At 46.9% G+C, this 25,598-nt stretch carries 17 protein-coding genes and 1 pseudogene; 14 read left to right on the forward strand and 4 right to left on the reverse strand.

The features are described from left to right. Positions 1 to 67 precede the first annotated feature (67 nt). Positions 68 to 2,542, forward strand: coding sequence for a S9 family peptidase (locus tag AC1DLM_RS25845; RefSeq protein ID WP_477571578.1), 2,475 nt, complete (start codon positions 68 to 70; stop codon positions 2,540 to 2,542). A gap of 193 nt (positions 2,543 to 2,735) precedes the next feature. Continuing rightward, on the forward strand, positions 2,736 to 3,902 hold the full coding sequence (trpB, locus tag AC1DLM_RS25850) for a tryptophan synthase subunit beta (protein ID WP_477571579.1): 1,167 nt from the start codon (positions 2,736 to 2,738) through the stop codon (positions 3,900 to 3,902). A 214-nt stretch (positions 3,903 to 4,116) separates the two neighbouring features. Here the strand turns inward: trpB and AC1DLM_RS25855 are convergent, their stop codons facing one another. Both AC1DLM_RS25855 and AC1DLM_RS25860 read right to left on the reverse strand, forming a co-directional pair. Next, the gene (locus tag AC1DLM_RS25855) at positions 4,117 to 4,413 is read right to left on the reverse strand and encodes a hypothetical protein (RefSeq protein ID WP_441991452.1); all 297 of its coding nucleotides are present in this window, start codon (positions 4,411 to 4,413) and stop codon (positions 4,117 to 4,119) included. A gap of 195 nt (positions 4,414 to 4,608) precedes the next feature. Next, positions 4,609 to 5,499: a helix-turn-helix domain-containing protein gene (locus AC1DLM_RS25860; protein WP_477571580.1), complete on the reverse strand. Its 891-nt coding sequence runs from the start codon at positions 5,497 to 5,499 to the stop codon at positions 4,609 to 4,611. 122 nt (positions 5,500 to 5,621) lie between these two features. Here AC1DLM_RS25860 and AC1DLM_RS25865 point away from each other — a divergent pair, with 122 nt between their 5' ends. The 3 genes from AC1DLM_RS25865 to AC1DLM_RS25875 all read left to right on the forward strand — a co-directional run bounded on the left by AC1DLM_RS25865 (position 5,622) and on the right by AC1DLM_RS25875 (position 8,452). After that, entirely contained in the window at positions 5,622 to 6,695 is a 1,074-nt protein-coding gene (locus AC1DLM_RS25865) for a Gfo/Idh/MocA family protein (RefSeq protein ID WP_441991451.1), read from the forward strand. 104 nt (positions 6,696 to 6,799) lie between these two features. Beyond that, positions 6,800 to 7,636 carry a sugar phosphate isomerase/epimerase family protein gene (locus AC1DLM_RS25870; RefSeq protein WP_441991450.1) on the forward strand — a complete coding sequence of 279 codons (837 nt, stop codon included), beginning with the start codon at positions 6,800 to 6,802 and terminating at the stop codon, positions 7,634 to 7,636. A gap of 519 nt (positions 7,637 to 8,155) precedes the next feature. Beyond that, positions 8,156 to 8,452, forward strand: a complete 297-nt coding sequence (locus AC1DLM_RS25875; protein WP_477571581.1) for a hypothetical protein — start codon at positions 8,156 to 8,158, stop codon at positions 8,450 to 8,452. Between the two features lie 172 nt (positions 8,453 to 8,624). On the opposite strand, the gene AC1DLM_RS25880 is transcribed toward AC1DLM_RS25875, so the two are convergent. Next, complete coding sequence (locus AC1DLM_RS25880) at positions 8,625 to 10,949, reverse strand: helix-turn-helix domain-containing protein (protein WP_477571582.1); 2,325 nt, start codon at positions 10,947 to 10,949, stop codon at positions 8,625 to 8,627. Between the two features lie 155 nt (positions 10,950 to 11,104). On the opposite strand from AC1DLM_RS25880, the gene AC1DLM_RS25885 reads away from it, so the two are divergent. Next, positions 11,105 to 12,625, forward strand: a complete 1,521-nt coding sequence (locus AC1DLM_RS25885; protein ID WP_477571583.1) for an extracellular solute-binding protein — start codon at positions 11,105 to 11,107, stop codon at positions 12,623 to 12,625. A 415-nt stretch (positions 12,626 to 13,040) separates the two neighbouring features. Here AC1DLM_RS25885 and AC1DLM_RS25890 read toward each other — a convergent pair whose 3' ends face one another. Beyond that, positions 13,041 to 13,127 carry a putative holin-like toxin gene (locus AC1DLM_RS25890; protein ID WP_081787580.1) on the reverse strand — a complete coding sequence of 29 codons (87 nt, stop codon included), beginning with the start codon at positions 13,125 to 13,127 and terminating at the stop codon, positions 13,041 to 13,043. 292 nt (positions 13,128 to 13,419) lie between these two features. On the opposite strand from AC1DLM_RS25890, the gene AC1DLM_RS25895 reads away from it, so the two are divergent. From AC1DLM_RS25895 to AC1DLM_RS25930, 8 genes and pseudogenes are all read left to right on the forward strand, one after another. After that, positions 13,420 to 14,958, forward strand: a complete 1,539-nt coding sequence (locus AC1DLM_RS25895) for an extracellular solute-binding protein (protein WP_477571584.1) — start codon at positions 13,420 to 13,422, stop codon at positions 14,956 to 14,958. Between the two features lie 87 nt (positions 14,959 to 15,045). Beyond that, the gene (locus tag AC1DLM_RS25900) at positions 15,046 to 15,996 is read left to right on the forward strand and encodes an ABC transporter permease (RefSeq protein ID WP_477571585.1); all 951 of its coding nucleotides are present in this window, start codon (positions 15,046 to 15,048) and stop codon (positions 15,994 to 15,996) included. Between the two features lie 38 nt (positions 15,997 to 16,034). Then, the gene (locus AC1DLM_RS25905; protein ID WP_477571586.1) at positions 16,035 to 16,910 is read left to right on the forward strand and encodes a carbohydrate ABC transporter permease; all 876 of its coding nucleotides are present in this window, start codon (positions 16,035 to 16,037) and stop codon (positions 16,908 to 16,910) included. 136 nt (positions 16,911 to 17,046) lie between these two features. Beyond that, the gene (locus AC1DLM_RS25910) at positions 17,047 to 18,123 is read left to right on the forward strand and encodes a hypothetical protein (protein WP_477571596.1); all 1,077 of its coding nucleotides are present in this window, start codon (positions 17,047 to 17,049) and stop codon (positions 18,121 to 18,123) included. A 42-nt stretch (positions 18,124 to 18,165) separates the two neighbouring features. Beyond that, positions 18,166 to 18,348: pseudogene (locus tag AC1DLM_RS25915) on the forward strand (glycoside hydrolase 105 family protein); the annotation flags it as partial. Further along, positions 18,269 to 18,550 carry a glycoside hydrolase family 88 protein gene (locus AC1DLM_RS25920; protein WP_477571587.1) on the forward strand — a complete coding sequence of 94 codons (282 nt, stop codon included), beginning with the start codon at positions 18,269 to 18,271 and terminating at the stop codon, positions 18,548 to 18,550. The pseudogene AC1DLM_RS25915 and the gene AC1DLM_RS25920, both read left to right, overlap by 80 nt. 106 nt (positions 18,551 to 18,656) lie before the next feature. Beyond that, positions 18,657 to 20,174 (forward strand): glycoside hydrolase family 28 protein, encoded by a 1,518-nt coding sequence (locus AC1DLM_RS25925; protein WP_477571588.1) that lies wholly within the window; start codon positions 18,657 to 18,659, stop codon positions 20,172 to 20,174. Positions 20,175 to 20,365: 191 nt separating this feature from the next. Further along, a complete protein-coding gene (locus AC1DLM_RS25930) occupies positions 20,366 to 25,522 on the forward strand; it encodes an S-layer homology domain-containing protein (protein ID WP_477571589.1) in 5,157 nt (1,718 codons plus the stop codon). The last annotated feature ends 76 nt before the right edge of the window (positions 25,523 to 25,598 follow it).

Consider the following 25,598-nt stretch of genomic DNA (forward strand, 5'->3'; position numbering starts at 1 on the left):
TATACTATTTTCTGTCATATAATGGGACGTATTATGTTCGTTGTATTTAGTTTACAGGGGGAATAACATGAAGATTTTCATTCGAAAAGGGATAGCTTCCCTACTGGCTGCTGTTTGGATTGCGGCCGTTGCCGTGCCGATCAGTGCTCAGGCAAGCAGCGATGCCGTCGCCTATGCGGACGTGCCAGCTGATTACTATGCGAGTCAAGAGATTACATGGCTTAAACAAAAGGGGATTATCCAAGCCGAAGAGGACGGTAACTTTCACCCAGATGATGCCGTTACACGTGGTGATGCTGCGGTATGGCTCGGCAAGGCGCTCAAGGTGCAGAAGCCGAAGTCATTGAATGGATTCACGGACGTGGCCGAAGCCAGTCCTTACGCGGAAGCGGTGAACGCTTTGAAGGAACGGAATATTGTCCAAGGGGATGGCGGGATGTATCAACCAGCATCCTTTCTAACACGTGAACAGATGGCGAGCCTGCTCGTTCGTGCTTTTCAGCTCAAAGATAATGGCATTCAGGCCTGGCTCAAGGATGAGGGCAGCATCGCAAAACCGCATCACGACGATGTGATAAGACTGAAGCAAAATTTTATTACCGAGCAATTGACGTTTATGCCACAGGATCATGTGACGCGTGCACAACTTGTCTTATTCATATATCGGACGATTTCCGCGCAAGAAGAGACGTCGCAAGGTACGGTTTCATTGGATGATCTCCTGAAGCTACCAGATAAGGCTGCCTTACGTTTATCACCTGACGGTACGAAACTAGCTTTATTGCAACCGTGGGAAAACCGCATGAATCTCTATATTCAAAAAGTTGGAGAGACAGAAAGCACACGGATTACGAGCTCCAAAGACGAAAATATTCAAAGTCTATATTGGATTACAGACAAAGTGCTCGTCTATTCCGTCGATAACGGCGGTACCGAAAATACGCATATTCATGTTGTTCATGCAGACGGTACAGGCGATAAAGACCTGACTCCCTATACGAATGTAAAGGCGGACCTGCTTGATGTGCGGCCTGCTCAGAAAGAAGAGGATTTTGAACTTTTAGTTACCATGAATAAGCGCGATCCCAAAGCAATGGATGTTTACCGGGTAAAGCTGGGATCAGGTGATACAACCCTCCATGTGCAAAATCCAGGAAACGTCAATTATTGGCAGACCGATAATTGGGGCCAAGTTCGTGCAGCGATAGCTGTAGATGGCGAAAAAACAAGCCTCCTCTATAGGCAGGATGAGAACAAAGATTTTGAGAAAATAGCGAGTTTTGATGCAAATGATACCTTTATTCCTGTTATGTTCACTTACAATCCAGGGGCTAATGCATTTGATCAACTCTATGCGGCTTCCAACGTTGGACGCGACAAAGTAGCACTGGTTACTTATGACTTAAGCACGAAGAAAGAGACGGAAGTCATCTATGTGAATGACGAAGTCGATATTAGCAATTTCATCTATTCTTACAAGAAGAGGTCCATTCTAGCGGTTTCCTATGAGACCGATGATGTTCATTTGAAGTATTTGGATAAAGAGTTTGAAGTGATGTCGCGCCAAATCGATGACAAACTGCAAAACACGCATTGGGGCATTATTGGTTCACCGGATAAAGATGTCCTGCTGCTGCATGCGGGAGGCGATAAGTCATATGGCAGCTATTATTTATATGATCGCAAGATGGATAAGCTCGACAAGATTGCAGATAGTAATCCGAATCTGGATGAGAAGAAACTGGCCGACATGAAGCCGATTTCTTTCAAAAGCAGAGATGGCTTGACGATTCACGGATATTTAACGTTACCTAAAGGAGCAGCAGCAACGGAACTGCCCCTTGTTGTCAATCCGCATGGCKGGCCGAKGGCTCGCGTTTCCTGGGGCTATAGCTCGGAAGTTCAACTGTTGGCTAGCCAAGGGTACGCTGTGCTGCAATTGAATTTCCGAGGCTCAACAGGCTATGGGAAAGCCTTCCTGCATGCTGGAGATAAGCAATGGGGCCAAGCGATGCAGAATGATATCACGGACGGTGTTAAATGGCTGATTGAACGGGGCACTGCAGACCCTGAACGCGTTGCGATATACGGTGCCTCCTACGGTGGATATGCGACGTTGGCGGGTATGGCGTTTACGCCGGATTTGTACGCAGCAGGTGTGGATTATGTAGGTCCGTCCAGTCTATTGACGTTTTTGGACTCGATGCCGCCATATTGGGAGATTGGCCGTTCGCAGATGTACCAACAGGTAGGTGACCCTGTTAAAGATAAGAAGATGCTCGAAGCGTATTCGCCCGTGCTGCATGCGGACCAAATCAAAGCCCCTCTCATGATCGCGCAAGGCGTGAACGACCCGAGGGTGAAGAGAACGGAATCGGATCAAATGGTGACAGCGCTACGCAAACTAGATGTCGACGTACCTTATATGCTCAAAATGTCCGAAGGACATGGTTATTCCAAGTTAGAAAATGAACGGGATTTCTACCAGGCACTTATCCATTTTCTGAATAAGAACGTAAAGAACAAGAAGAAAGCGGCGTAGAATTATGTCGGGGCTGTCCTAGAAGGGGATCCTCGAATGAATGAGGGGCTCTAGGGCCTCTTTTTTATTTTATGTGCCGACGGACTTCCTCATGAAGTTGTTAAAATGTGCAACACCACAAATTGGCTATTTATGGTACGATGGAAACTAGGTCAGACAGACTATTATTATGTATATTGGAGGCGCTTACAGTATGAATCAGGAACAATTGCAGGAAGGGTATTTTGGGGAGTTCGGAGGCAGCTTCGTGCCGCCAGAATTACAGGAAGTGCTAAATTATCTGAGTGAGCAATTCTATAAGTATAAGGACGATGCGGAATTTAATGAAGAATATAGTTATTATTTACGTGAATATGTGGGTCGCGAGAATCCACTGACCTATGTGAAGAGGCTGTCGGAGACTTGGGGCGGTGCGAAAGTTTATCTAAAGCGTGAGGATCTGAACCACACAGGTGCGCACAAAATTAACAACGTAATCGGTCAAATTCTGCTCGCCAAGCGGATGGGTGCCAAGCGGATTATCGCCGAAACTGGAGCCGGGCAGCATGGCGTCGCAACGGCGACTGCCTGCGCCATGTTCGACATGGAATGTATCATCTATATGGGCGCCGAAGATACGCGCCGTCAATCCTTGAATGTTTTCCGGATGGAGCTGCTTGGCGCTACCGTTGTTCCCGTTCACAAAGGACAAGGTCGCCTGAAGGATGCCGTTGACGAAGCCTTGGGAGATCTTGTTCAGAATTACAAGAACACGTTCTACTTGCTTGGTTCTGCCGTCGGCCCACATCCATTCCCGTCAATGGTTAAACATTTCCAATCGATCGTCAGCGAGGAATCCAAGCGTCAGATTCTCGAAAAGGAGGGTCGCCTGCCAGATGCGGTTATCGCCTGCGTAGGGGGAGGAAGCAACGCGATCGGCGCGTTTGCCCACTACCTAGACGAACCATCGGTTCGATTGATCGGGGTCGAGCCGGATCAAGCACCTACGTTGACTGAAGGTGTTCCGAGCGTAATTCACGGCTTCAAGTGCCTGGTGCTGTTGGACGAGGAGGGCAACCCACGGAAGACCTATTCGATTGCAGCGGGTCTCGATTATCCAGGCATAGGTCCGGAGCATAGCCATCTGAAAGTAACGGAGAGAGCGGAATATGTGACAGTCAGCAATGATGAAGTTTTGACGGCATTTCAGGAGCTGTCTCGCACGGAAGGGATCATTCCCGCGCTTGAGAGCGCGCATGCTGTCGCTTATGCGAAGAAGCTTGCTCCGACGATGAGTAAGGATCAAATCATCATCATCAACCTCTCTGGTCGCGGAGACAAGGATGTCGAACAAGTATTCGAAATGCTTAAGAAAAAATAAACGAGCTTATGATCGCACCACGATGGCGATGAGTGGGGCACCCCTTGGGGGGCCTACAAGCCGTCATGTAAATGTAACAAGATTGAAATCTTATCTTCAGGTAGATTTAAGGAAACGAGCCTATACTAAATCTCGACCCCCTTTTAAATATATATACCTTGAGACCTGCGGCCCGTTGCTGTGGGTCATTTTTTTTGTAGCGTAGTAGGTCAGACTAGAATCCGAATGTCATATGGCTCCATAGATAATACAAATAGGCCACAGTCAGCATGGCAGCGAGTATAGTGATAAATGCGTTAACTTGTTTGAAAATAAGGGAGCTCAGTAAGACCGCTAGTGGAAGATAGTACATGTAGATTTGACTAAACATCTGAAACTGCGGCTCCAAATAAGGTGAACATAGTACCAGAATGACGATGGATAAGATCGAATAAAGAAACCCTACGAGAATACCCAGAATGATTAAACCGATGAAATCAATAACTTTCGTATACACGCTTATTCTTTCCATTACCACACCCACCCTTCAATACTTACATTTTAGTAAAGTAAGCCCAGTAGGATAAGTACTAACATTTCATAGTACCGGTGTAGTAGGGTTGTAGCGCAGTTCAGTAGAACGGCAAAAGAGCTGCCTCGCGGCAGCTTTCTACATACGCAATGGTAGGAAGGATCATCACGATAGGGTACATCAGACCAGTCCTTTTTACGTCACCGCACGCCCATGCTCAACCCGCCTGTACTCCTTCGGCACAATGCCCTTACTCTCTCGGAATATCCGCGAAAAGGTTTTGTAGGAGCCATAGCCAACTTCCAATGCGATCTCCGTGACACTCATGTCGGTGGAGACCAGCAAGCTGCAGGCATGACGCAAGCGCAGATCGTGCAGGAAGTGGACGAAGGTTTGGCCTGTCGTTTGCTTAATCACTTCGCTGATGCGTGACACGCTCATCGTGAAGCGAGCTGCCAGATCGGACAGTGCCAAATCTTCTTGATAATTCCGATGGATATAATGAATAATCGGCCACACGGCGTGGCTGGACCTTGATGGGGATTTGGCCAACGTTGCAGCTTCTTCCTCCTGGCCTGCGTGCTGGAAGCGATGCCGATCGAAGCGGATCAGTATTTCCTTCAATTTGGCCTTCAGCAGGGTCTGCCTGTAACGTTCGTCACCGTGATACTCTTTCACCATCTCTTCGATGAGAGCCGACATCATCTCTTGCTCAGCCCCTTCGAACTGTACATAAGCTGGAAATCCATTCGCATCATTAAACAGATCAGAGAGACCTTGATCGTTCCCTGGTTCCATGAGCAGATCCATACTGAACATGCCGTTGAAGAGAACTAGCTTTTGACCCGGATCCGTAAAAATCTCATGCACCTGATAGGGCAGTACAAACGTGAAAGTGCCAGGCGCCATCGTATGTTTCACATCATTTATGGATTCAGCGCCACGTCCTTCAACCACATAAGAGAACTCCAGGTAATCATGGCGGTGCGCGCGAAAGCCATGTTCCAATGTATTTCTACTAAGGTGAAATGGGAAGGGGGAGTGCATATTTGGGTACGTTTTCAGATAATCTGGAAAATACGTCATGATCAGTCAGGGCTCCTTCGAAAAAATGGGACGTTTTCCGAATATACGGTACGACTTCTTAGTGATCTTATTTTATCATAAAAGCAGGGTCAACAGCGTGTACTTATGAGGAGGAACGAATCGTGGAAAGCGTTAACAAAATTAGAATTGGAATTATTGGTGCAGGCAATATTGGCGGGGTTCATATTCGGGAGTTTTCAAAGCTGGCGGAACTCTGTGAAATTACGGCGATTACAGATGCGTACTTGCCTTTGGCTGCAGCGAGAGCGCAAGAGCATGGCATTGCTCATGTGGCTGCCACACCGGAGGAATTAATCCAAAGCTCGAACGTCGACGCCGTCATTATTGGGGTGCCGAATCAATACCATGCTTCCCTTGCTGTACAAGCGATTGAAGCGGGTAAACATGTACTTATCGAGAAGCCTATGGGCATTAACGCCGAAGCGGCTAAACAAATATATGAAGCAAGTAAAGCGTCGAATACGATTGTGATGATCGGTCACCAAATGCGCTGGGAATCCGTTCCTATGCAAATCAAAGAGCAGGTTGAAGCAGGCGAATTAGGCAAAATTTATACAGCCAAAACAGGCTGGTTCCGTCGCAAAGGTATTCCAGGCTGGGGAACTTGGTTTACGAAAATGGATGAGTCCGGTGGCGGTCCGTTGATCGATATCGGCGTTCATATGCTGGATCTTGCTCTTTATTTGATGGGGAATCCGAAACCAGTTTCTGTTGTAGGTGCAACGTATGCGGAATTCGGGCCGCGCCGCAAAGGGATTGGCACATGGGGCAAACCGAATTGGAACGGTACCTATGATGTAGAGGATTTGGCAACTGCGCTGATTCGTATGGAAGATGGCAGCACGCTGACGCTTGAAGTGAGCTGGGCGGTTCATATGGACACAGACAACACGCCTTTCGTACACCTCATGGGCGCGGATGGCGGAGCTAGCTACAAGGGACCTACGGGTAAATTGCTGACAGAGAAATTCAACCGTGCAATCGAGACTGAATTGAAAAAGCCTGAGAATGATGAAGGCGAGCGCCTACGTCTTAGCCTACATTTCCTAGATTGTATTCGTGAAGGCAAACAGCCGATTACATCGGCACTTTCCGGTTATACGAACAATTTGATTCTCGATGCAATCTATGAATCTTCGCGTACAGGTAGTGAAGTGAAATTGAACTGGGAGTAGTCGCGGATAGAGCGAAGTAAGCGGAACAGAGTGAATATAGAACGGACAGCGTGGAGAACAGACTAAGAAAGCGTATTGCAGCAACCATTTGGAGGGATTATCCGATGCTTAGAGGGTTAACGAGAGCAGGGCTTGGCAAGATCGAGAGCAACGAGCAGTTCATCGAGTTAGCGGCAAAATATGGCTTCCAAGCGGTCGACATCGACGCTTTGAGCCTTGTAGAAGCTCACACCGCAGCTGGTGCTCGTGAGTTATTAGAGAAGAATGGACTCGTTGTCGGGTCCATTGGTTTGCCCGTGGAATGGCGTTCCACGGAAGAGGTGTTCCGCGAGGGGCTGCCGAAGCTAGCCCAAGCCGCGGAAGCGGCAGCAGCGCTCGGCTGCACGAGCTGCTGCACGTATGTGCTGCCCTCGACAGACCTCGGGGCAGCGCACTTCATGGCGCTCGCGACGCGCAGATTGCGCACGTGCGCCCAAATCCTAGGCGCCTACGGCATTCGCCTAGGGCTGGAGTTCGTCGGTCCGCATCATCTGCGGACACGGTGGCAGAACCCGTTCATCTGGACCATCGATGAAACGTTGGATTGGATCGATGCGATCGGTGAGCGCAACGTGGGTTTACTGTTCGATTCGTACCACTGGTACACGAACGGTGGGACTGTCGCGGATATCGAGAAGCTCCGCGTCGATCAGATCGTGCATGTGCACATCAACGATGCACCGGATGTGCCGGTTGAGGAAGTGCTCGACAACGGACGTGTGTATCCGGGCGAAGGTGTTATTGATTTGGCAGGCTTCCTGCAAGGCCTGAAGCGTATTGGCTACACCGGCGCCGTGGCGCAGGAGATCCTGACGGCCGAAGCGCCGACAGATTCTCCGGAGAGCCTGGTCGAGCGGTCCAAAGCTGGCTTCGACAAGGTGTATGCCGCGGCGGGGCTGTAGGTTGTGTGTTGCGTGTTGTATGGAGAGCGAATCCTTCGGGATTCGCTTTTTGTTTCTTTGGGGCTCCGCGGCTCCAACTCCCCCCAACTTTAATCGAGCGCACTTCCAACTAGCTAAAATCGAAATTGAGGGAGCTCAGCGGCTCAATGATACGCTTTGCCCMCTTTTTGAGAAATAACTGGATTTCCTCCCGCTAATTCGTGGGAAATCCACGTCTTGGGACGTTTAACTGGATTTCCTACAGTTATTTTCCTCTCTTTTCCGCCTCTACGCCGAAAAGCCGAAAATTAGCTGTAGGAAATCCATCTAATCGCAGATTCTCAGTGAATCCGCTGAAATTAGCTGTAGTTTTTCCAGCTAAATAGCGCCACTGCTAGTCCCAAGCCACCTTACGCAGCGATTCCCACAGACCCATTCATCCCCGTCGACAAAAATTCCTACAATTCGTCCCTAAAGTGTGACAAACTTCTCACGGAAACTCGGGTACGATTTTAAAAAAAGCGAAAAGGAGATAAGATCATGCAAATTAAGAATAAACAGGACATCAGCTTGATTTTGGACAACTTTTCAAACTTCGCAGAGTGGGACGCAGCAGGGAAGAAGCTTTACCTTGTTTTTGCTGATAAAAAACGTGGAGGTCAATGGACCTTAATGAGTTATGAAGACGAACGATTCAGTGTGCATGGCGTCGGGAAAGATTATGAGGATGCAGAAGAGTTTTTCTTCGATGAGCGTAATCAGGTGCTCTCCTTCCTGTGGGACAACCGTGCCGCGCTTAAAGCAGCGGTCGATTCGAGCCAAGTCGTTTCCGCTTAACCGCGTAGAAACGGAGATCATGTGGACAAGCCTCCTCGAGGCTGTCCTACATCCCGCAAGGCGAACAATAGCCTGCGAAACCACCAACAATCATGTGGTGTCTTCGCAGGCTGTTTGCATTTTCGCAGGCTGTTTGCTTTTCCAGCGGTGGAGGGTGTCTCAGCTCTTCCCCCTAAGTACTAGGCGGCAAGCCCTCCCTCTGCTTATCCCGATACTGACCGGGCGTGAGCCCTTCCTGCTTGCGGAAGGAGCGGATGAAATTCTGCGAGTTGTTGTAGCGCAGCTTCGAGGAGATATCCTTGATCGGCATATCGGTCTCGGAGAGCCATTTTTTCGCCATATTGAAACGGTAGTTCGATAAATAATCGCTGAAGGAGCAGTTCGTCTCTTTGCGGAAAATGCTGCTCAAATAATTGGCATTGTAATGCAAGCGAGAAGCGCACTCCTCGAGTGTCAGATCCGTGTCGTAATAGTGCTGCACGAGATCGATAATTTTCTCGGAAATGTTGTGGTACTGCGCATCCTGTCTGTCGCGGTAAATACGGATCAGCGGATGGATGACCTCGGTCCAGAACCAGTCCTCGATCTCGGCGGTCGTGTGCAGGCCGAGCACTTCCTCGAACAAAGAGCCTTTGTTCGGATGAATTTGATTCAAGGCGATGCCGGATTCCTGCATCATCATCAGCAGGTTGTTGAGCAGCCGCGCTAGCGGAATTTGATACTCCTGCGGGGTGAGCTGCGCCGCGAAAACAGCATGCAGCAGCTGCTTCAACAGCTCGCGGGATTTATCCTTTTCGGCTAGCTTAATGCTGTCGATCAGTTCATTCTCAATAGGCTTGGGATAGTTCAAATTCAAGTAATGCTTCCCTGAGTTGATGTTCTCATACTGGATAATAATGCCCTCGCCGAGCTTGATGCGATGCTTCAAAGCCTCGAGCCCTTCTTTATAGGCTAGCGACATCTGGGTAAACGCATGAATCGGCAAGGAAATCCCGATCGAAATGTGCAGCTTCAGGAAATTATAAATATGCTGTTGAACCTGCTCGGTTAGGCTGTACACCTTCGTACGGAAGTCGCTGTCGACGCTGTCCGAGCTGCCAATCATGGTCACAATGGTCTGGTCAATTAGGATCGGCGCTAAGCGCTGCTCCGAAGGGATAAGCTCTTCCATCATGTTGTGCACGGCGAAGAGCAGCAGCTCCATGTCCTTTTTCTCATAGCGAGTGTGATCGATGGCGTCGATTTGGATGGTGATGACGGACATCGTTTTCCAAGCAGCAATATGGTCGGTGTAACCGAATTGGGCAAGTTTCTCTAGCAGCTCAGTCGGTTTAATATGCCCCTGAAAAGCTTTGATCAGGAAGAAGGTCCGTACCTGGCCGATATGCTGATGGACTTCTTTTTCGAGCTGCGATTTCGATTGAAACAACGTATGCACATGCTCGCTGATCATCTGAAATTCATTCGCTTTGCGCTTCTGATTCCCACTCACCAAGCCTCCGATTTGATTCAAAAGAAGCTGGATCGGAGAGTACATTTTACGCGAAACGAGCCATGCGAGCAGCAAAGCAAGAAGCAGCATCAGGACGCAAATATAAATCGTATAGGTTCCGATTTTGCTTGATTCCTTGGTCAAGCTGTCAATCGAAGTCAAGGATAAGTAGGTCCAATTGTTCAGGTTCGAACGCAAATACGTAACGGAATAAGGCTTATCGTGAATGTTGGCGCGGAACTGTCCGCTCTCATCTTCATCAAGGTGTGTCAGGTCGGTCAGACCGGCAGCTGCGATTGATTTTCCGATGAGACCTGGATCCCGATCCATCACAATTCGCTGGTGCTCGTCCATGATGACAATGTCATCGGGATGATCGCTATCACTTTGAATCATATCCTTCAGGGAGCAGGCAGGGATATTAGCTAAAGCGAGGCCGAATTTATCGAGTCCTGTGGTCGGCAGCTTTTTAACTAGCGAAATACTATATTCACAGGTCACGCTTCGCGCATTTTCTTCGGTGTAAAACCACTCGGATGGATTCAGGATCCACGTGCTATTGTCTTGCGTGTTCATCAGGGATATCAATTTATCAGCAAACGGATAGTTGTCGAAACGGTAGAGCCCTGAATTTTTGATCATCCAATTCTGTTTCGCATTAATCAGGAGAACATCTTCCAGCCTCGTGTCAAAAGATTGCATATACCGAATCTCGCTTCGCAGATCGTCGTACATCATGAAATCGGTTACAGTCAGCGGCATATCCATGGCTTTTTTGAGAACAGTGGAATTGATGACCTGATTTAGTGTATGGTTGACAGTGGTTAATTTCTGCTCTACATTGGAGTTAATTTGGGTGATTAACTGCATTTTCCCTTCGTTTACATTTTTTTGGATTTCACTTGAGGACGTAAAGAAGGCGAAAGCGCCGATAAAGATCACAGGCAGCGTACTAAGCAAGAAGCTGAATATCGTCATTTTGCTAAGAAAACTTAAAGAGCGCATCGCATCCAACACCTTATCTGTTCAAAGAATCATTCGTCAGACTATCTATGTATTGTAGTCAAGAGTGCGGTTCAGATCAATAATCATCTGCCCATGGGATAATCATTATCTCATATTTACCGCCCAAAACACAGCTGTTGCAAGGAGGAGTTAGCATGAGAAGTGGAATAGTTGGCCAGCGGTTTAAGTGGACAGGACGAATGAGTATCGTTCTTATTGTCATCATGTTGATCAGTGCCTGTCAGAKCGACAACACGCCAAAAGCAGAAAATGATAAAGGCGCAGGGCCTGTTATTTCTATTATGGCACCTCTTCATTTTCCGCATCCGCCCATACCTGAGCTTGTCCAAGCGATTGAGAATAAGACGCAAACGAAGCTGGAATTGAATTGGGTTCCGGATGGCATCTACACGGATAAAATGAATACGGCCCTTACGACGAACTCGTTGAAAAAGGCAACCTACGTGAAATATACGGATTACATGCTGATGAAAAATTCGATCCGTTCCGGCGCATTCTGGGATATTGGGCCGTATTTGGATGCGTATCCGAATTTAAAAAAGCTGAATAAAGAGATTTTGGGACAAGCGGCTGTCGATGGCAAAATCTATGGCTTATATACCGAGCGCCCGTCCTCTCGGCAAGGCATTATTATTCGTGAGGATTGGCTGAATAATCTTAAGCTGAAAAAGCCAACGAATTTAAATGAGCTTTATGAGGTTTTAAAAGCGTTCACATATGGCGATCCTGATCGCGACGGGAAGAACGATACGATCGGATTAACGGACCGCAATGATTTGGTGTTCGGTTCCTTTAAGACGCTCAGTTCCTATTTTGGGACACCGAATAATTGGGGTGTTTCCGGAGGTAAGCTTGTACCGGAGTTTGAAACGCAGTCTTACGTCGATGCAATGAATTTCATGAAGAAGCTCTATGATGAGAAGCTGATTAATTCGGATTTTGCCGTAACGAGTAAGGAAGTACAGCGAGATAAGCTGATTCGCGGCACGGCTGGCGTGTACATTGGCAGTATGCAGGATGTGCAGCGTCTTTCCGATGAGGCGCAGTTAGTGAATCCGGAGGCAAGACTGACGTTGGTGAATCATATTGAAGGGCCGCAAGGGTTTCATATTTGGTCCATTCCGAACTATAGTGCGTTATATCTCTTTTCGAAAAAGGCTATAAGAACCGAGGCGGAACTGAAGCAGATGCTGCAGTTTTTTGATCGGACGATGGATAAAGATGTCGCCAATCTCATGAAGTACGGCCTAGAGGGACGGCATTATACGGTTAAAAATGGGCAAATCCAGCTCTCCGAAGAGACGTCGAAGATTCGTGTCAATGAAGTCAACGCGTTGTATGCGCTGATGATCGCCGATCTGAACAACCCGAACGTCATTCCCGTTGTGGAAAGTGAATCTTTGTCCCAGCTGGCCGATACGCTTAGCTTGGATAATGAGAAATATGTCGTCAAGGATCCGACATTAGGCATGGAGTCGAAGACCTACGACGAACGTGGCGTCGAGTTGTACAAAATCATCTCCGATGCGACGTACAATTATATCCTGGGCAAGCTGGATAAAGCGGCTTTTCAACAAGAAATTGAGCGTTGGAAGCGCGGCGGCGGGAATCAGATGATAACGGAGTATAATGAGGCATTTGCGAAAAAGGGGTAGTTGGGTCTCGCACCTGCAAACTCTGGGACATCGTGCTAATAACTGGATTTCCTACAGCTAATTTTGGCGGATTTCGTTGGAAAATGCGATTAGATGGAAAATAGGTAGTTAATTTGAGCTACTATTGGCCATAAGAGTAATTTGGCTTAAAATTAGATGGAGGAAATCCATCTAAATCAGAAATTGGGCGCGTTTCGGTGGATTTAGATGGAGGTTTTCCAGTTAAACACCTAAATCTGGTTGAGATAAGTGGTCAAGAGCAACAAGTTAAGTTGCTAGTATAAAACAGGCGTGATAAGATTATAAATAGAAAAGAGACGTGCTACCAACACGTCTCCTGCACAATAATCTGGTGGGCAACCTCCAAGGTATAAGCAAGGTGTAACCCACTGGTTAGGTAGTCAGCCTGAGTGGGTTACTTTCGTTTTTCGATATATGTTAGAAGCGCCAGTATAAACGTACCGAACGCGAGCATAACGATTATCGTTTGGAAAGTTTCCATGGCATCAACCTCCTTTCCGGAGGGAGCCGCACACAAGTTGAGATTGTACTTAATAAATATATCATAACGAGTCTACCAATCGGTAGGCTTTTTCTTTTGTCCGTTTAGGCCAAAAGACTCAACCCCGCGGCCTTAATGGCCTCCTCAATAATCATCTTCCCTCCCGATAATCATCATCTCACATCCCGCGTCAGACGTGGGTTATATGAGCAAATGATTGTTTCGGCACCCACCACGAACCGTGTAATGTGTGAGTTGTAGCACACCACATTTTCACGGAGGTCAAACCGATATGAAGAGAAATTTAGTTACGATACCACTAAGCGTACTACTCGTTTCCAGCTTTGCTTTGGCAGCATGCGGAGATAAAGAAACGCCTGCATCAACAACTGCAGCATCAACAACGGCAGCAACGACAACAACAGCACCGAAGCCGACAGACAATACACCGACAGCGATTACCATCATGGCACCACTCAATACGGCACAAACGCCACCAGATACCATTATAAAAGAACTAGAGAAGCTGACGAACACGAAGCTGACGTATCAATTCTTCCCAGCAGACACGTATGAGGAGAAGTTGAATACGACGTTTGCAACAGGAGCACTGCCACAAGTAACGTATTTGAAAAACCAAGCAACCTTCATTCAAATGAAATCCGCGATCCGTGATGGTCAATTCTGGGAGATCGGGCCGCTATTGAAAGACTTCCCTAACCTTAGCAAATTGAAATCCACAACGAATGACAATACGAAAGTGGATGGCAAATTGTATACCTTGTACCGCGGCGTAGACATTGCTCGTCAAGGTCTTATCTACCGTAAGGACTGGGCAGACAAGTTGGGTTTGAAAGCTCCTGCTAATCTAGATGAATTGTTCGCTATGGCGAAAGCGTTTACGGAAAACGATCCTGACGGAAATGGTAAAAAAGACACCATCGGTCTAACCGATCGTAACGATCTGATCTATGGCGCATTCAAAACCGTTGCTGCTTGGCAGGGCACGCCGAATAACTGGGGAACTAAAGATGGCAAGCTAGCTCCGGAATTCATGTTCCCACAATATGTAGCGACGATGGATTATTTCAAAAAAATGCGTGATGGCGGCTACATCAACAAAGATTTCGCTGCTACAAGTAAAACAGATCAACAAAAACTGTTCACAAGCGGAACAGCAGGTATGTACATCGGAGCGATGACGGACGTTTCCACGTTGAACAAAGACTTGGTCAAAAACGTACCGACAGCCGTAGTCGATGTGCACAGTATGGTAGCTGGACCTGACGGCAAATTCGCAGCATGGGCACTGCCTGGCTATGCAAATGTCGTGCTGTTCCCGAAATCCGCGAACAAAACAGAAGCAGATCTTCGTAAAGTATTAGCTTACTTCGACAAAATGATGACACCAGAAGTAGCGAACATGGCGAACTGGGGCATTAAAGATGTGAACTACAGCGTAACCGATAACAAAGCGAAGAAGCTGGATGAAGAAAAATGGACACGCGAAGTAAAACCATTCACAGATGCAGCGATTGGTGATGAAGATACGTCTGGCCGATTCTTGGGTATTCCAACGATCCCAGCACAAGGTAAAGCAGATGAATTGAAAATCGCGAACCTGAAGTTCGCTGTTCAAGATCCAGTTGCAGCGCTAGATTCCAAAACAAACCTTGAAAAAGGTGTTCAATTGCAAGCTGTTATCACGGATGCAACGAACAAATACATTTACGGAACACTGGATAAAGCTGGATTTGATAAAGCGATTGAAGATTGGAAAAGTCGTGGCGGCAGCAAAATCATCGAAGAATACAACGCACTTAAAAAGTAATTCAGCAACACAGTGTCTGACTAGTCAAGGCGAGAGGGCTGCTTGCACCGCGGCAGTCTTCTCCTTTTAAGGAAAGGAAGAAGTCCTATGCAAGAAGTGAATGTTTCGCAAAGTGTTGTCGCAAGGAAGTCGAGCAGTGAACTGAGCAGGCGTCTTTTGAAAAATAAATGGATTTATGTCATGTTGATGCCGGGGATTTTGTATTTTATCGTGTTCAAATACATCCCGATGTATGGATTGATCATTTCCTTCCAGAATTACAAGCCTTTCAAAGGAATTACAGGGAGTGAATGGGTCGGTCTCGAGCATTTTCAGCGATTGTTTACAGAGCCGGACTTCTTAAATATTTTGAGCAATACGTTAATCTTGTTCGTTATGAATCTCTTGTTCTATTTCCCAATCCCCATCATCTTGGCGCTCATGCTGAATGAAGTTAGAGGGGATCTCTTCAAGAAAGTGTTTCAAACAATCGTGTACCTGCCTCACTTTATGTCTTGGGTCATTATCGTCTCCATCAGTTTCGTTATGCTGACTATGGACGGCGGCGTTATTAATGAGATGATTACGTATTTCGGCTTTGAAAAGGTGAATTTCTTACTTGCTCCAGAATGGTTCAGACCGATTTATATTCTGCAAGTGATTTGGCGTGAAGCAGGTTGGGGAACGATCATTTATTTGGCGGCGATTGCCTCCATTGACCCCGGATTGTATGAAGCTGCTCGTATGGATGGCGCAGGACGTCTTAGACAAGTGTGGCACATTACGCTGCCGGCGATCCGAAGTGTCATTATTGTTTTACTAATTTTGAAAATTGGTGCGGTTCTCGAGCTCGGTTTTGAACATGTGTATTTGCTTCTTAACTCCATGAACCGAGAAGTTGCTGAGATCATTGATACTTATGTATATACAGCAGGTTTGAAACAAGGGCAATTCAGCTACAGCGCAGCCATTGGTTTGTTCAAATCCTTTATTGGACTTGTTCTGGTGATGATTGTGAATCGGATTGCGAAGAAAATGGGCGAAGAAGGCGTTTACTAGGCTTGTGTAGAGTGTAAGCAGCTAGGAGGTTGAAAGTCGTGGTAGAAGATAAAACAATTGCCGGCAGAACGTTCGGTATCATCAACTATTTGTTATTAACCATTATCGGATTGGTTACGATCATCCCCTTCGTGCACGTGGTGGCAGGTTCCTTCACGACGAGTGCGGAAATGGCGGCGAAGAAATTCGTCCTCATTCCGACGGATTGGAGTATCGAGGCTTATCGATTTATATTTTCAACGAATACGATATTTAAAGCGATGGCGGTCTCGATTGGGACGACGCTTATCGGCACTGTGATTAGTATGTTCATCACAGCGTTGATGGCTTACGGCTTGGCACGCAGAGATGTGGATGGTCGTAAAGTGATTATGTTCCTCGTTGTATTCACCATGTTGTTCCACGGCGGGTTGATTCCGACGTTCCTGGTCGTGAAGGAGCTTGGCATGATCGACACCTATGCGGCGTTGATTCTGCCAACAGCGATCAGTGCATTTAACTTAATTATTTTGAAAAACTTCTTCCAGAACATCCCTGAAGGACTGGAGGAGTCGGCAAAAATTGATGGATGCAGCGACTTCGGTATCTTGTTCCGTATCGTGCTGCCGTTGTCGATGCCAGCGATTGCAACGATTTCATTGTTCTACGCGGTAACGTATTGGAACACGTATATGAGCGCGATTCTCTATATCAATGAAAGTGCTAAATGGCCGATTCAGGTTTTGCTTCGCCAAATTGTCGTCCTTGCCAGCGGTATGGACGTAAGCTCGGACTTGGACAGCGTGGCACCGCCACCTGCCCAGTCGATCAAAATGGCAGTAATCGTCGTAGCGACACTTCCGATTCTATTAGTGTATCCGTTCTTGCAGAAGCATTTTGCTAAGGGTGCCATGATTGGATCCATCAAGGGATAGTCGGTGAATGGTAAAGACGGCACAACACATAAGTGGGGAAATGCACATGACAGATTTAAAAAACCAGAGCCAAGATCAACAAGATAAGAAACAAAATCAAGACCAAAGTGCGGAGATCAGTAAATTACTTGCCGAGATGGATCAATTGTTTGATGGTTTTGGAGCGTGGCTTAGTGGACAAATGGATGCAGAAAGCGGCGGGTTCTACTACGCCGCAAGCTCCAGACGGATGCTGGGCGGCGCTCCAGACATTGAATCCTCCGCGCAAGCGTTGAACATTTTGGAGCGCTGCGATTGGTTAAACACCATGTCCACAGACATGAAGCACGGGTATATCCGTTTCTTTCAAAGCAAGCAAGAGGCATCGTCAGGCTACTTCTATGATGATAATCCACTGATGCGTGAAGATGAAGTGATGGTTGCCCGCGCTATTTCCTACAGCTTGAATGCGTTGCGCAAGCTTGGCGGGCAGCCGCTTCATGCACTGCCATACGAGGCCAAGCAAGCACCATCGTATATGTCCTCACCGGAAGACTACCTCACGTGGCTGAAGTCAGTTGAGCTAACGAACAGCTGGCGAGGCTGTGATCGCCTTTCGACCTCAAGCGTGTATGTGAAACAAGTAGAGCCAGCGAGCCGCCGAGCTGAGTTTGCCCAAACCGCATTCAATTTCTTCGCCAATGAACAGGATCCTTTTACCGGTTTATGGGGGGAAGGGTCCTATTATGTGCGGATTTCAGGCACGTTTAAGCTGCACATTTTCTATGACCATTTCAACGTGCCGCTGCCAAGAGAGGAACGAATTTACCAAAGTATCCTCTATGCCCTACGGCATGAGGAAGCGGTTGATATGTGCTATATACGTAATCCGATTCACTTACTGTCGTATATGAAGTTACCTATTCCGGCGGAAGATTTGCAAGAGATCATCGCGATTACATTATCGAATATGAAGCGCCTGCTTCGTGCAGACGGCGGTTTTTCTCGTGAACTAGCCCACTCGCCAACAGCGCCTAACGTGGCGCAAGTGAAGGAGGGCGAATACTACCCCGGCATGCCGAAGGCAGTCCATCTCGGGGGCGGCGAAGTGGAAGGCGATATGAACGCTGGCACACAGGCATTGTTGATTCGTTCGGTTTGTTATCAGTTAGCTGGTAAGAAAGCGCCACCTCTGACCAAAGGGTCGATGTTCAACGTGTTGGAAAACAATTGAAAGGCGAACCCCGAAACCGGCTGCTCGCCGGAATTCTGGGGGCGTTCGCTTGGCTGGTACGGCCTAGCCGTCTCACAATTCCTCGACGAGTTGCCGGGCAGACGAGCCTGGGCGCGCAGCGCTAGTCAGCTCGCTGCACGACTTCGTGCATGCGTTGATCCGCTACCAGGATGCGGAAAGCGGCCTCTGGTATCAGGTGATCGACAAAGGCGATCAACCAGATAACTGGCTGGAAAGCTCCTGTACAAGTCTGTTCGTCTACACGATCGCCAAAGCCGTGAATCTTGGGGTTGTTGACCATGAATGTGCGGCAGCAGCGGTGAAAGGGTATGAAGGCTTGCTGCGCACGTTAAAATTTGATGAGCAAGGAAGAGTTATTTTGCCGCTGATTTGTATTGGAACATCTGCGGGTGACTATGAGAACTAAGTAACGCGTCCAACGAGTGAGAATGATCTGCATGGTGTGGGAGCTTTTGTCATCGCGTGCGTTGAAGTTGAAGCATTGAACAAGTAAGGATCCGAAGGAGCGACCTATGGCGATATATAACATAACGACGTTCGGCGCTGTTGGTGATGGCGAAACCGACAACACGCAAGCGATCGCGGCAGCAATTGAAGCCTGCACGCTACATGGCGGCGGAACGGTATTCGTCCCAGCGGGTACGTATCTCACGGGCAGGATTGAGCTGCGCAGTTACATGACGTTGGAGCTTGAGACGGGCTCGAAGCTGATGTTTACCAGCGAGTTCGACAAGTACCCCCTCGTACAGACGCGCTGGTCAGGCTACGAATGCTACGGGTACTCCCCGCTCATTTATGGGAGAGGCTTGAAGAAGGTATCGATCAAAGGTGATGGCATCATTGATGGGCAAGGCAGATCTTGGTGGCAAGTGTATCGTGAGATTCGCAATGGCGGTACAGTGAATTCGGCGAAAACGCAAGAGCTCAAGGCGAAGAATCGGGCTTTGCTGGAAACGGTGAAGAGCAATATTGTGGAGTGGGCCTCCCAATTTCTAAGGCCGCCGCTGCTGCAATTGATGGATTGTGAAGGCGTTAGGCTCGAAGGCATAACCTTGCAGAACTCCCCTTTCTGGAATACACATCTCGTCTATTGCTCGGATGTTCAGCTTCACGGGGTTTCGATTAAGAACCCGAATGATACGCCTAATGGGGATGGACTGGATATCGACTCTTGCCAAAATGTACGTATTTCCGATTGCTTCTTCGATGTTGGCGATGATTGTTTGTGCATCAAATCCGGCATCGATGAAGATGGCCGACGGGTGGGCAAGCCTTCCGAGAATATCGTAATTACCAACTGTACGATGTTAAGAGGACATGGCGGTGTCGTGCTCGGCAGCGAGATGGCTGGCGGTATTCGGAATGTGGTTATTTCCAATTGTATTTTCACAGGGACTGATCGTGGCATACGGATGAAAACGAACCGTGCCCGCGGTGGGTACATCAAGAATATTTTGGTCAGCAATATTTATATGGAAGATGTGTTCTGTCCGATAACGATTAACTCGTTCTATCGGCACGGCGTTGACGAAAGCGACCCATTGATCAGCAGTCCAGATGCCGTTCCCGTAACGGAATGCACACCTGTGATTGAACATATTCGGATACATCAAGTAACCGCGAAGCGGACTCGTGCTGCTGCTGGCTTCCTCTATGGACTGCCAGAAATGCCGATTCGTGACGTGCAGTTATCGCATGTACACATCGAGATGACGACGGATCCTGCGGAGCAGGGAGATGAGCCGGACATGGTGCGCGAGAAGTTAATCATGGCTGGCGACGGCATGCTGTGCAAGCATGTAGCGGATTTGGAGCTTCATCATGTGCGGATCGAAACGCGTCAGGGTCCTGCTCTTTGTTTGGAAGATGGGCGTGGCGTCGATGTTCATTCGCTTACGATGAAGGGGAAACATGCCGCGACGCCGGTTGCGCGTGTGACTCGTTCGGAGGATGTATTCTTCTCGGGAAGGCAGTCGATGGAGACTGGCTATCTGGAAGAAGAGAAAGAGACGGTTCGTTCTCGAGCGTGAGATTTGGAGGAAAAGGGCGCCTGACGGCGTCCTTCTATCCGAGTTGCTGTGGTGAGCGATATTATTTCACTTTGAAATGAAAACGCATACAAAAATATTCCTCGTAAGTTCTACTTCAAGATACATACACCTTAGACCCAAAGACACAGAATCAGCACTTCTCGCAATCCAATTCAAAGGAGATATGTGACTTGAAAAAACAAAAACGTTTATTGGCTTTCCTAATGACAGTAATTCTAATGTGTTCGATGCTTCCGATTACTGCGCTTGCAGCGGATCCACTACCTATGGTTTCTATTCCAAGCGAAAGTGACTGGAAGGGAAGAGTGTTCGGTGATCTTGGGGGAGATCCGACATCGACCAATTTTAGCATCAGTGAAAAGGCGGATAAAAGCGTTACAATAGGTGTCAATAGCAACAAGGGGAAAATTGCCACTGGTTCGAGTAGCTCCAACCCATCGGAAGGGATTGCTTATTATTTTAGAGACATTAATCCCAATGAGAACTTTGAATTGTCGGCTAAAGCGACTGTAGATGCTTGGGGGGCGACCAATAGCCAAATTTCATTCGGTATCATGATGCGCAGTAATGTTATGACCGACAATAAAACGCAATCGGGATATACAGGTGATTACATCGCTTTGGGCGCACTAGATCAAAAAATGGAAGCTTTCTACAAACAAGGAACATTCAATAATACATCTAATCCTACGAAAAAAATCGCTACATATACCGCTACTCCACCCAACCAAGGGATTGAATATGAGATAAGTATCAAAAAATCAGGAAATGCTTATGCGTTGAGAATTGGTAACGAAACGAAGGTCATTAATGATTTTACAGGAGATATTGCTTACGCAGGTCTCTATTCGTCCAGGAACACAACGGTTACCTACCGTGATGTAACCTTCACCAAGGACACAAGAGCCCCTCTTAGCCTAAAAGTGGATGCTGACGCCATGAAAAAAGATTATTACGTTAGTGACAGCCTTGATTTAACAGGATTAAAAGTTACGGCTGTCTATGAGGGGAATGTTGAGAAAGAGCTGTCGACGAGCGACTATATTGTCTCTGGATTTAATAATACGAAAGCGGAACCTAGTTTCATTACTGTAAATTTTAACGGGAAAACGGCATCTATTCCGTTAACCTTTCAGCCTTTAATCGTAACCGGGATAGACATTAAATATCAGCCTGCCAAGACGGACTATTACCCTGGTGAAGCCTTTGAACCTCAGGGTCTGACCGTGTTAGGACAATACAATTATGGTAGTAATTGGGTAGAGATGGCAAGTAGTCAGTATGCATTATCTATTTCTCCAGAAGCTGATGTAAGTGTAACGAATGCAACATATACATTCAAACCAACTGCAACACCTGGCACTAAAACGGTAACAGTGAGTTCCACCGTCACTTCGTCTACCTATACCACGCTAAATGTGATGGTTAACAATGCGCATTTGACAGGTCTAGAAGTTAGAGAGTTGCCAGTAAAGCGGGAATATTTTGTTGGCGACAAATTCGTTCAAGACGGCATTGTCGTGTACGCGAAGTACAGTGATAATACGGAAATGAAGCTTTTGAAAAGCGAATTTGCCATTACTCCTGCAGACATGAGTACAGCAGGCACGAAGACATTACAGGTCTCTACTAGTAAAGGGACACCGACAGCTCCATTTACGATTACTGTTTGGCCACAAGAAATCATTGGCAGCCAAGTAACGATATATCCTAGAACGACGTATGCGATTGGTGAAGATTTTGATAAAGCAGGTATGGTTGTATCGGCGGTTTACAGCAGTAAGCTAGAGGAACTGCCAGATGCTCAGTATACGGTTAATACCAACGCTTTCGATAAAACGACACCAGGCGTGTACGACATCGTTATCGTTCCGAATAATGCTGCAATCCCTCAGACCATCCTTAAAGTAACAGTAGTTGAGAATAAAACGTATGAGTGGAAATCGATTCGTTTTGGACAATCCACATCGAGTACGAATAATAAAGTAACGGTAAACGCAAATGGTTCGGTAAAGCTTGAAGCGCTGGAAGGCGGCGGTAAAGTGACCGGCGACCATGACGGCATAACTTTCTACTACACGGAGTTGGATGCAAGGAAGGATAACTTTGAATTGTCGGCAGATATCAAGGTTGAAGCGTATGCCAAAGAGCCACAGGATGGTCAAGAATCGTTCGGAATTATGGCTAGAGATGCTATCGGTACGCAGGGTGATTCTACGGTATTTGCGTCCAACATTGCGGCAATTGGTGGTTACAGCGGAGGAACGACTTTGCCAAATGGTACACAATTGTTCGTTAGAACAGGTGTTACTACGCCGGATGGGGCAGGCAGTAAAGGTATTCAAAGCAGTATGCTCAGCTCGGTTAGACCTGCGGCAAGCAATACGGCAACCAATTATAAGCTCACGTTAATCAAATCGAACAACGGATTCACTGGCAGATTAAATAACGGGACAAGTGCTGAAATCTATGCACCGGATATTATGACAATTCAAGATGGCGTTAAGATGTATGTAGGTTTCTATACGGCTAGACTTGCAACGATTGTAGTAAGCAATATGGAGCTGAAAGTTACCTCTGCGGATACGGATACACCTATGCAAGCACCATCTCCACAGCCTGTCGTGCCCGATGTTAACTTTGTAGGTCTAACACGAACTTCTGTAACTGCATATACCTTAGGCTTGTTATCCAATGTGAACGGGAAAGTTACGATTAAACAAGGACCCAACGTCATCGAACAAAATGCAGTTATGGAAGCGGGTAAGCTGGTTTCTATAAATAGCACGGTTACTGCAAATACGTATACCAACTTTACAGCAACTTTCGTGCCAGACGATACGCAGTATCTGACTAGCTATAATAAAATCGTCAAAAATCATACGGTCGATATGAAAACTTATGTAGATAACGGTGACATCTATGTATCGATAACAGCGACTAGTAGCGGAAAAGGTACCATCGATAGCCCGCTTGATTTGGACACTGCGATTGATTATGTCCGGGCAGGTCAAAAAATCATCCTGCAGGATGGACGATATGTACGCACCGCTAAACTGGATATCAAGAAAGGCAATGACGGTAGGGTGGATGCGATGAAATATTTGGTCGCGGCCCCAGGTGCCAAGCCTATTATCGATTTTGACAAAAGATCAGAAGGCGTTGTGCTGAGTGGTAATTACTGGCAAGTAAAGGGTATTGATTTTACTCGGTCAGCAGCAAATACCAAAGGCTTTACAGTTGGCGGCAGCAACAATATCGTGGAAAGCAGCAGATTTTATGACAATGGAGATACAGGCCTCCAAATAAGCCGCACAGATGTGACGGAGTCCAATAAATCGCTGTGGCCTTCCAACAATCTCATTCTAAATTGTGAATCGTTTGATAATGTGGATCCCTCGAATAACAATGCGGATGGCTTTGCTGCCAAATTAACATCGGGCACAGGCAATATTTTCAGAGGTGACATTGCCCATAACAATATTGATGACGGTTGGGATTTATACACGAAAGCAGGTACAGGTGCTATTGGCGCCGTGATCATTGAAGACAGTATCGCTTATAACAATGGTACTTTGACGAACAATCGTGTAGGCGATGGTGATAAAAACGGCTTTAAACTGGGTGGTGAAGGCATTCGTGTCAACCATATCATCCGTAACAGCATGGCATTTGGTAACGGTGCATATGGATTTACGAATAATAGCAATCCAGGCGTTATAGCTGAAAACAATATTGGCTTTAACAATGCGAGAGGAAACTTATACTTCCAACCGTATGCAGATAAACCATCCTACTTTAGCCTAAGTGGATTTGTATCCTATCAAAAGGATTATGCTTCTAAAGACAGTTTTCCAGCAGAACTAAAATCAGACAATAACTATATGTTTAATGGTACAGTCTCAGCTAATCGATCAGGTGTATCCCTTTCAAATGCTAATTTTGTAAGTTTGACAGCATCCCTGCCATATCAAAGAAATGCAGAAGGAAACATAATTAGAGGAAGCTTCCTTCAATTTATTGCACCTCAAGCATCGACTGATAATTCACCTGGAGGTTCTGGGGGTTCAGCACCAGCTGCTCCAACAATCATTGATGGCGGCGTACAAGTATCAATCGCCCCAGTGAATCAAACGATTAATGGGAAAATTGTTGCGGTCGTTACGGTAGATGGCGGCACATTGGGGAAAGCATTTGATGCACTCAAATTGAATGAATCCAACAAGCAAAAGATTACGATTGATGTCAATAGCACGGAAGGGACTGCTAAAGTTCAGATGGATGCTAACGCCTTATCGGCAGGTCTGAAAAACGCGCCAGATGCAGTGTTGTCCATTAAAAGTAATGAGGTTACTTACGATCTCCCTGCCAAATCGTTGGAACTTGCGAATATAGCGACAGCGCTTGGTACTGATGAAAGCAACGTGAAAATTAATATCACGATTGAAAAAGTAACGGGCCCTACGGCTGAACTAATTAACGCTAAGGCGAAACAAGCTGGATTAACGCTGCTTTCTGGCGCAGTTGATTTCACGATTACCGCGGAAGCCAATGGGAAGACTGTAACGGTAGACAATTTCGGGAATACGTACGTGCCAAGAACGATTACGTTGGTTAAAACAGTAGATGCCAATCAACTAACTGCGGTATTGTTCAACCCGGAAACCGGAGAGATGTCTTTCGTTCCAGTGGTAGTAACAACCGTAAATGGCAAGGCAGAGGTTACAATCAAACGTCAGGGTAACAGTATCTACACCGTTGTTCAATCTTCGAAGACTTTCGATGACGTAAAAGGACATTGGGCGAAGAATGAGATCGAATTGTTGGCTTCCAAATTAGTGATCAAGGGTACTTCGGAAACGACTTTTGGACCTAACAATCACGTTACGCGTGCCGAATTTGCGGCCCTACTGGTTAGATCACTTGGCTTAAAAGAAGAGGGATCAACACGTTTCACGGATGTACCTGCTAACAGTTGGTTTGCGGGGACGGCAGGCGCATCGGCAAAAGCTGGATTAATTGAGGGCTTTGAAGATAACACATTCAGACCGAATGAAAGAATCACGAGAGAGCAGATGGCGGTCATGATCACGCGAGCGATGACATTTGCCGGGAAATCAGTTGCTGTTGACCTTAAGCAATTAGTCAAATTTACGGATAGTAAGAGCTTGAGTACGTGGTCCCAAAATGCCGTAGCTGAGGCGGTAAGCGCTGGTATTGTAAACGGCGTAACCGAAACGGAATTTGTCCCGGCAGCTTCAGCGACTAGAGCGGAAGCCGCGGTCATGCTGAAGAGATTCTTACAATTTGTTCAATTTATCAATTAATTTCTAGTTGCAGGACGTCCGCTCAGGGCGTCCTTTTTCCTGCTTCCACAAGGATTTCCATAATTAAGGAAGCTCG

Source organism: Paenibacillus sp. 01T442, from assembly GCF_056398345.1.

Coding starts and splice junctions, on each gene's coding strand:
- trpB (WP_477571579.1), top strand. CDS start 2,736: ATGAATCAGGAACAATTGCAGGAAGGGTATTTTGGGGAGTTCGGAGGC.
- AC1DLM_RS25855 (WP_441991452.1), bottom strand. CDS start 4,413: ATGGAAAGAATAAGCGTGTATACGAAAGTTATTGATTTCATCGGTTTA.
- AC1DLM_RS25860 (WP_477571580.1), bottom strand. CDS start 5,499: ATGACGTATTTTCCAGATTATCTGAAAACGTACCCAAATATGCACTCC.
- AC1DLM_RS25870 (WP_441991450.1), top strand. CDS start 6,800: ATGCTTAGAGGGTTAACGAGAGCAGGGCTTGGCAAGATCGAGAGCAAC.
- AC1DLM_RS25875 (WP_477571581.1), top strand. CDS start 8,156: ATGCAAATTAAGAATAAACAGGACATCAGCTTGATTTTGGACAACTTT.
- AC1DLM_RS25880 (WP_477571582.1), bottom strand. CDS start 10,949: ATGCGCTCTTTAAGTTTTCTTAGCAAAATGACGATATTCAGCTTCTTG.
- AC1DLM_RS25890 (WP_081787580.1), bottom strand. CDS start 13,127: ATGGAAACTTTCCAAACGATAATCGTTATGCTCGCGTTCGGTACGTTT.
- AC1DLM_RS25895 (WP_477571584.1), top strand. CDS start 13,420: ATGAAGAGAAATTTAGTTACGATACCACTAAGCGTACTACTCGTTTCC.
- AC1DLM_RS25900 (WP_477571585.1), top strand. CDS start 15,046: ATGCAAGAAGTGAATGTTTCGCAAAGTGTTGTCGCAAGGAAGTCGAGC.
- AC1DLM_RS25910 (WP_477571596.1), top strand. CDS start 17,047: ATGGATCAATTGTTTGATGGTTTTGGAGCGTGGCTTAGTGGACAAATG.
- AC1DLM_RS25925 (WP_477571588.1), top strand. CDS start 18,657: ATGGCGATATATAACATAACGACGTTCGGCGCTGTTGGTGATGGCGAA.